Annotated in this window: 7 protein-coding genes and 1 pseudogene; 3 read left to right on the forward strand and 5 right to left on the reverse strand. The window is 33.5% G+C overall.

Features of this window, described 5'->3' with window-relative positions; translation table 11 throughout:
* Positions 1 to 388 (forward strand): annotated as a pseudogene (locus tag P8M54_RS04735) (alpha/beta hydrolase); the annotation flags it as partial.
* A gap of 205 nt (positions 389 to 593) precedes the next feature.
* Positions 594 to 1,415, forward strand: a complete 822-nt coding sequence (gene rluF, locus P8M54_RS04740; protein ID WP_300285736.1) for a 23S rRNA pseudouridine(2604) synthase RluF — start codon at positions 594 to 596, stop codon at positions 1,413 to 1,415.
* A 50-nt stretch (positions 1,416 to 1,465) separates the two neighbouring features.
* On the opposite strand, the gene P8M54_RS04745 is transcribed toward rluF, so the two are convergent.
* The 4 genes from P8M54_RS04745 to P8M54_RS04760 all read right to left on the reverse strand — a co-directional run bounded on the left by P8M54_RS04745 (position 1,466) and on the right by P8M54_RS04760 (position 4,874).
* Positions 1,466 to 2,845 carry a DUF4173 domain-containing protein gene (locus tag P8M54_RS04745; protein ID WP_300285738.1) on the reverse strand — a complete coding sequence of 460 codons (1,380 nt, stop codon included), beginning with the start codon at positions 2,843 to 2,845 and terminating at the stop codon, positions 1,466 to 1,468.
* 54 nt (positions 2,846 to 2,899) lie between these two features.
* Positions 2,900 to 3,193 carry a transcriptional regulator gene (locus tag P8M54_RS04750; RefSeq protein WP_300285740.1) on the reverse strand — a complete coding sequence of 98 codons (294 nt, stop codon included), beginning with the start codon at positions 3,191 to 3,193 and terminating at the stop codon, positions 2,900 to 2,902.
* Between the two features lies 1 nt (position 3,194).
* Positions 3,195 to 3,809 carry a hypothetical protein gene (locus tag P8M54_RS04755; protein WP_300285742.1) on the reverse strand — a complete coding sequence of 205 codons (615 nt, stop codon included), beginning with the start codon at positions 3,807 to 3,809 and terminating at the stop codon, positions 3,195 to 3,197.
* A 138-nt stretch (positions 3,810 to 3,947) separates the two neighbouring features.
* Positions 3,948 to 4,874, reverse strand: a complete 927-nt coding sequence (locus P8M54_RS04760) for a magnesium transporter CorA family protein (protein WP_300285744.1) — start codon at positions 4,872 to 4,874, stop codon at positions 3,948 to 3,950.
* Positions 4,875 to 5,241: 367 nt separating this feature from the next.
* Here P8M54_RS04760 and P8M54_RS04765 point away from each other — a divergent pair, with 367 nt between their 5' ends.
* Positions 5,242 to 6,690 (forward strand): glyceraldehyde-3-phosphate dehydrogenase, encoded by a 1,449-nt coding sequence (locus P8M54_RS04765; protein WP_300285746.1) that lies wholly within the window; start codon positions 5,242 to 5,244, stop codon positions 6,688 to 6,690.
* A 294-nt stretch (positions 6,691 to 6,984) separates the two neighbouring features.
* Here P8M54_RS04765 and P8M54_RS04770 read toward each other — a convergent pair.
* Positions 6,985 to 7,696, reverse strand: a 712-nt coding sequence (locus P8M54_RS04770; RefSeq protein ID WP_300285748.1) for an amino acid permease, incomplete at its 5' end; no start/stop codon positions are given.

The following is a 7,696-nucleotide window of genomic DNA, read 5'->3' on the forward strand; positions in this document are numbered from 1 at the left end:
TTTGTACTACCAATCACACTACCAAAATGAGCATATCATCAAAATGGTAATTCTAGGCGCACCGAGCGATTTTAAAATCATTTTAAACAACTACATCAAAATGCTAAGCCTGAATTCAATTATATCCAAAGGGCTCGAAGCGCATTACCTAACTCATTTTAAACTAAAATTAGAGCAGTTCTCCGGAAAACATTTTGCATCCACAATAAAAACTCCCGGCTTAATCGCTCATGATTCTGACGATGCCATAGTTGCCTTTGCCGAGGGAAAAAAAATAGCCGATAGTTGGAAAAATGCCGTATTTATCAAAACCAATGGTCTAGGACACAGCATGCACAGCGACCGTTTGTACGAACAAGTATATCAATTTTTGTTTCAAACAATCTAATAATTTTATTTTGGGCGTGACCCTGCCTCATTAAAAAAAATGAGCCACGGTCGGGCTATACGCTATATTCCCGCTAACAAAACCTACGGCTACCGCCTTGTTTTGTAGACCGGGCGATGCCGCTACTATCCCTCACGCACATCAATTCCAATACTTTTCCAGCAGCAATTCCAAATCTCAATCTCAAAATGATTACTTTTGTAGCATGGAAGAAAATTTAAAACGGCTGAACAAATTCATAGGCGAAACTGGTTACTGCTCCCGTCGCGAAGCAGATAAAATAATTGAGCAAGGACGCGTCACTATAAACGGTGTAGTTCCTGAGCTTGGTACCAAAGTTTCTCCACATGATGAAGTACGTATAGATGGCAAACTAATTCATGATCGAAAAGAAAAGCCTGTATATTTAGCCTTTAATAAACCTGTAGGTATTGAGTGTACTACTAATTTAGATGTACGCTATAATATCGTAGATTATATCAATTATCCAACACGTATTTTTCCAATTGGTCGTTTAGATAAGGCCAGTGAGGGACTGATTTTCATGACAAATGATGGAGATATTGTCAATAAAATATTGCGTGCCCGCAACAATCACGAAAAGGAATATACTGTAACGGTAAACAAACTTATCACCGAGCGCTTTATTGACAAAATGAGTAACGGTATTCCAATACTTGATACTGTAACCAGAAAATGTAAGGTTGAAAAAATTAGTGCAACGACCTTTAAAATCATTTTAACACAAGGGCTAAACCGCCAAATTCGTAGAATGTGCGAATACCTTGGGTATGAAGTAACAGCCTTAAAACGCATCCGAATCATAAACATCTCACTAGATGTTCCAGTTGGTCGTTACAGGGATCTAACTGATGCCGAAATCAAAGAGCTGAACGAACTGATAGAACCATCGAGTAAAACAGAAGAAGCTAGTTTACCAAAGCCGGAAAGATCAGAAGCTCCCAAGAAAAGAACGGAGTTCATAAAAAGAGACGATCCTAGGTTTAAGAGAAAAGGAGATTATTAAATAACAAAAGCCAGAGACTGTCTCTGGCTTTATTATTCTAAAATATAGACTTAATTAATCTCGTCCAAAGTCAAAAAATACAAGTTTGTTGATAATATATTGCCTTTTTGATTTCTTTCAATCTCTTCCTCTCTTGCCAACTCAGGATAACGGCCATTTAAATCTTTGTCTAAAAAATAAGCTCTTCTTGCTGCATCATTAAAGCTCAGTTTACTCAAAAAAACAGGATCAACACCTTTATTAACTTTTATATTATAATTGGTAATGAGATTACCCCAATTAAAGCACGCGCACACTAAAAGTAATCCATATAAAAACCATATCATTTGATTAAATAGGTAAGCATTTGTCTTTTTGTTTTTAATTTTTAAAAATGTAAACCCTAGACCTACTAAAATTAAAATTAAAAAAGCATAAACTCCCAAGCGTTTATAAGTCAGACCAAAACTAAGGATATATTCAGAATTTTTTAGCAAAGAGCTAACAACTAGTATGGCATTTAAACTGATCCATATGTAGGCCAACAATCTCAAATTCTTAGCTTTTGGATCAAAATTAAATCCATTTTTAAAATAGAATATAATTACGCCAACTGCCATTAGGATTGATAAAACTACGGTATTTACTCGGTCGTGAGTCGCTGCGCTTAATTCAGCTATATTTTGAACTTTAAAGAATTGCTCATAATTATAACTAACTATAAAAATAACTAGCATCGCGATGAGTACTATTAAAGATATCTCTCCACTTTTCCGTTCAAATTCCATATCCAAAAATGAAAAACTAGGACTAACATTACTTTGGGAATCCTGAGAAAAATCATTATCTAGTTTATGGTTTATTGTATAAACATAATTAGGAAACCAAAGGTTCCAAAAAGTAAATGAAATATAGAATCCAAGAATAATAATCAAAAAGACATCAATATAATCAAGATCCAATTCATACCTCAAAAATCCTGAAAAAGCATCACTACCAAAGGAATAAACTGCAAAGAACATTATTATAAAAATAGATGGAATAAGAATGTAGGCAATTAATTTTTTAGCTGAATTATTACCAATTTTAATCTTTGGTAGCCATTCTTCAAAGAAAAAAGGTCGAGCAAGTGATGTGAAAAAATTAACAAAAACCACTGGAATGGATTGTATGACTTTGATTCGCTTGTCATTATTTTTAAATTGAATAAATAAAAGTGAAAAGAAAAGAGCAAAAAAGGAAGATAGATCACCATACCAAGCAAAAGCCATAATAGAACATAAACTACAAAATGCCAATACATAAAATATTTTATCTCTATTTTTATAATTAGCATAAATAAGACAAAGCAATGCAAACGCAAAAAGTGATACATTTACTCCCACTCCTTCATCATAAAATAAAAAAGTAAAAATTGCTGTTGATCCGAAAATTAAATGATGTTTTTTCATTTTGATAAATTTAAAAGTACTTTGTTTTTCAAAGTAAATGGTTAAAAAAAGGGTTTATTTAGATTTTATTAATTTTTCAAGAAAATTGAGATGTTCCGTAAATGCAATGCGTCCCGCATTTGTAATTCGGTACGATGTTTTAGGTTTTTTTCCAACAAATTCTTTCTTAACCTCCAGGTAATTAAGCTTTTCCAAACCTGAGGTATGACTAGCCAAATTGCCATCTGTCACCTCAAGCAAGGCTTTCATCTCAGTAAAGTCAATCCAATCATTGACAATTAAAACTGACATAATTCCAAGCCTCACCCTGCTTTCAAAGTCTTTATTTAGCTTACCTATAATACTCATACTATTTGTACTTTTTATACATGATTAAACCATATAATACATGTAAAAAACCAAAACCTACGATCCAAAATAAAAGACCTTTACCTAAATAAAAGAGAGAGACCACTCCTAAGATAAGTTCTAAATATCCTAAATATTTAATATCAGAAAAAGTATACTTCTCTGCATTTACAAGTGCTAAACCATAAAACAAAAGAGTCGCAGGAGCGATGTAAACAAAAAGTTGATGTAAATAAAGTGAACCACAAAAAAAAGCACCTACACTTAATGGAATTAGTAAATTAATAAGTACATTTTTAGTAGCAGAAGTCCAAATAGGTAAGTTATTCTTTTTACTTTTTCGAATTGTAAAAAATGCACCAAAAGCTAAAGCAAAGAGCAAAACCATAAGCGCTACAATAAAAAATTCAACTATAATGTTACTATTGTAAACACGATCTGCTGTAGAGGAATAATCGACACCTAACATCTTTAGCCTAAAATAGATATAACCACCCCCCAATAGCGCAGCAAATCCAGCAAAAACCCCCGACAATCCACTAAGTGAAATAAACCTCGAAGAACGCTCCATCATCGAGCGTATATGACTTAAATCTTCTTGATGTTTTTGATTCATAATAAAAGTACTTTGAGCTACAAAGTTAATGCAAAATTCTATATTAAAACAAAACTGCAAAAGTTTTTTTAGATTTATTTCGAATTAGACCAAAATTTACGTTGGTAAGTCAGAGCATCCTTAGCTAACAAGTCTTTTTTAAAACCATCTTTTCCTTTTGAACAACAAAACGCCTAAAACGGAAAACACCATAGAAACAAAAATAATTATGAGTAATCCCATTGGATTATTTTGCAAACTATTAGGTACATTCATACCATAAAAACTAGCGATAACTGTAGGAATCATCAAGATGATGGAAATTGAAGTCATTTGCTTCATGATGGTATTCATATTATTCGAAATTACCGAAGCATATGCATCCATAGTCCCAGTTAATATATCACTGTAAATATTGGTCGTTTCCTGCGCTTGACGCAGCTCTATCTCAACATCTTCAAGTAAATCAGCATCGTAATTCATTCGTTCTGACTTAATATTCTTGATTCGGTGCAACAAAATATCATTTCCTTTTAATGATGTCATAAAAAACACTAAGCATTTCTCAATTTGCAATAGCGCTTGTAATTCTTCGTTTTTAATTGATTTCTCTAAATTATCTTCAGCTAGCTTTATCTTTTGATTTACTTGCTTTAAATACTTCAAAAACCAAACACTTGAGGATAATAATAGTCGTAACACAAGGTCAAAGTTGTCTTTTATATCGATATTCTTTTTATTTGCATAGATTACAAAGTCAGTAAGCATTTCTGTTTTATGAAAACTAATTGTTGCACACACATTCCCCTTAAAAACTACTCCTACAGGAATGGTATGAAAGGGTAATTTGACATCATTGCTTTTTACAGGAATGCGCATAATGATTAAAGTCCATCCGTTTTCGACTTCGATACGGGGTCTTTCATCGATATCTTCAATATCATTGTAAAAGGCTTCAGGAATTTGAAGTTCCTCTAGAATATAAAGTTTTTCAGCTGCTGTTGGACACTCGATATTGATCCAGCAATTAGGAAGCCACTGCGTGGTAGCGACTAATCCGTTATTGTTTTTATAAAATGCTCTCATTTCAAAATTCTATAGTATTTACATAGCTCCTTGAAATAGTACAAGAGCTACTTTTAATTCAACATTTCCGAATAATAATCGTCCATTACATTAATTATTTATAAGGTGGTACAAAAGTATTCTTTATTTTTAGTTTGCCTCAAAAGTTAAATTATTTTATGCTTTTATTAATATTTAAAAAAAATCGATAATAATTATTACCCTAAAGGAACTAATTAATGATTAAGCTGTATGGAATTTATCAACATTTCAGGTTGGCTTTTTTTTATAAAAAAAATCACAAAATAGTTTACGAAATCGATTGAAATGGGTACTTTTGCCTCAAATTTAAAAATACAACTACTAAATTTTCACAACTTAAACACCCATGAAGAACACACCTTTGTATCAAAAAGAAGTTTCATTTCAAGTCGACAGACGACGCGCCGGAGTTGAATTAATTAAAATCATTAGTGATTTATGGTATGATAAATCAATCGAAATGGTTTTGTTTAAAAATCAACTTTTAGACAAAAACGTAAGCGACATCATCAATTTGCATCAATATGCAGGGGAATTTGTAGGCAAGCCAATCACAATTTTTGACTCGGTAGAAATAGCAAGAGCTGTTTTCGAACTTGATTTACCGCCAGCAAAATTGGATATTGGTAAACTAACCTACGAATACTTATTGGATGACGAGAAATATCCTGATGCAAGACATTTTGTTTTAGATAAATTAAAAGAGGCTAAATCATCTGATGAAATCCAACCAAAGGATGTTGTACTTTATGGTTTTGGCCGAATTGGTCGCTTATTGGCGAGAGAATTGATGTCAAAAACAGGAAAAGGTAATCAATTACGACTAAGAGCTATTGTAACTCGTGACAAAAATGATGCGACCACATTAGAAAAAAGAGCTTCTTTATTACGTTACGATTCGATCCACGGAGATTTCCAAGGATCAGTTGCAGCTGATACGGAAAACAATGCATTAATCATAAACGGAACTACTGTTCACATCATCTCTGCAGGAAGTCCTGAAGAAATTGATTATACCCAATACGATATCGATAACGCTTTAGTTATTGATAATACGGGAGCTTTTACAACCAAGGAAGCATTGAGTCGCCATTTAACATCAGTAGGTGTTGATAAAGTTTTATTAACTGCACCAGGAAAAGGGGTACCTAACATTGTTCATGGTGTTAACCAAAATGAGTACAACCCAGATGAAATTGATATTTTCTCTGCTGCATCGTGTACAACAAATGCTATTACGCCTATTTTAAAAGCTGTAGAAGACACTCTTGGTGTTGTAAAAGGACATCTTGAAACAATCCATTCCTACACTAACGATCAAAACTTAGTGGATAACATGCACAAAAAATACCGTCGTGGTAGAGCAGCAGCTTTAAACATGGTAATTACTGAAACAGGTGCAGGTACTGCTGTTGCAAAAGCGCTACCGTCGTTAGAAGGAAAACTGACTTCGAACGCAATTAGGGTTCCTGTGCCTAATGGATCTCTAGTTGTTTTAAATTTACAAGTAAAGACTAAAACTTCAGTTGCCGCTCTAAATGCTATCATGAAAAAATATGCTTTAGAAGGAGAATTAGTAGAGCAAATTAAATATTCTACAAACAACGAATTAGTTTCATCAGATATCGTAGGTACTTCGGCACCTTCTATTTATGACAGTAATGCTACAATTGTTGCTAATGGTGGTAAAGACATTGTACTTTACATTTGGTATGACAATGAATATGGCTACAGTCATCAAGTAATTCGATTGGCTAAATATATTGCTAAAGTAAGACGTTTTACGTACTACTAGCGAACCGTTTTCAGGCTGGCCATTGTTATTGTTTTTTTAGTTATCAGTTTTTAGTTTTAGTTCAAGTTCAAATTGTAGATAGCAAACCAGCCTGCATTAAACAGAAAATCCGTCAAGTGTAACAACAAGACGGATTTTTTTATGCACTAAAAGGAGCCTACATAATACGGCCATCCGCTACATAAAAAAAATCCGTTTCGATTGATACGAAACGGATTATATTGTTAGTATTAGTAAACTGTATTAATGAAAAGAACTTAATAAGATTCTAATTCTTCTATCAACCCAGCAGTGCTACTCCTTAGCTTTCGTTAAATAATAGATCGGAATTCCCAATAGCATAATTAAAACACCCCAACCACTTGTACTTGTTTTCGTGTACAATAAGGCTACGCAAATTGCAGAAGCCACTATGATATAAAACGCAGGTAAGTACGGATATAAAAATGCTTTGTAGGGACGTTCAGCGTTTGGCATCTTTTTTCTTAATATAAAAATACCCAAAATAGTTAAAATGTAAAAGATCAATACAATGATGACAACAAAATCCAATAAGTCACCATATTTCCCCGTAAGACACAAAGCCGAAGCCCAAAAACACTGCATCCATATAGACCAAGCTGGTACCTTAGCTTCATTTAATTGTGCTGCTTTCTTAAAAAACAAACCGTCCTGCGCCATAGTATAGTACACTCGAGCTCCAGCCATAATCAGACCATTGTTACACGCAAATGTCGAAATCATGATGGTCACTGCAATCAGCAGCGTACCAACTGAACCAAAAATATATTGCGAGGCTACAACCGCTACTCTATCGGATTCAGCAGTTGCAATTTCTTGCAAAGGCACAACTGCTAAGTACATAAAATTAGCAATAATGTAAATACAGCTTACGATTAACGTTCCAAGAAATAAGCTCAAACCTACATTGCGTTTCGGATTTTTAATTTCACCTGCAATAAAGGTTACTCCCTCCCAAGCTACACTACTAAACATAGAACCTACT

It is taken from the genome of Flavobacterium sp. (assembly GCF_029242675.1).
In the GTDB taxonomy this organism is placed as follows: domain Bacteria; phylum Bacteroidota; class Bacteroidia; order Flavobacteriales; family Flavobacteriaceae; genus Flavobacterium.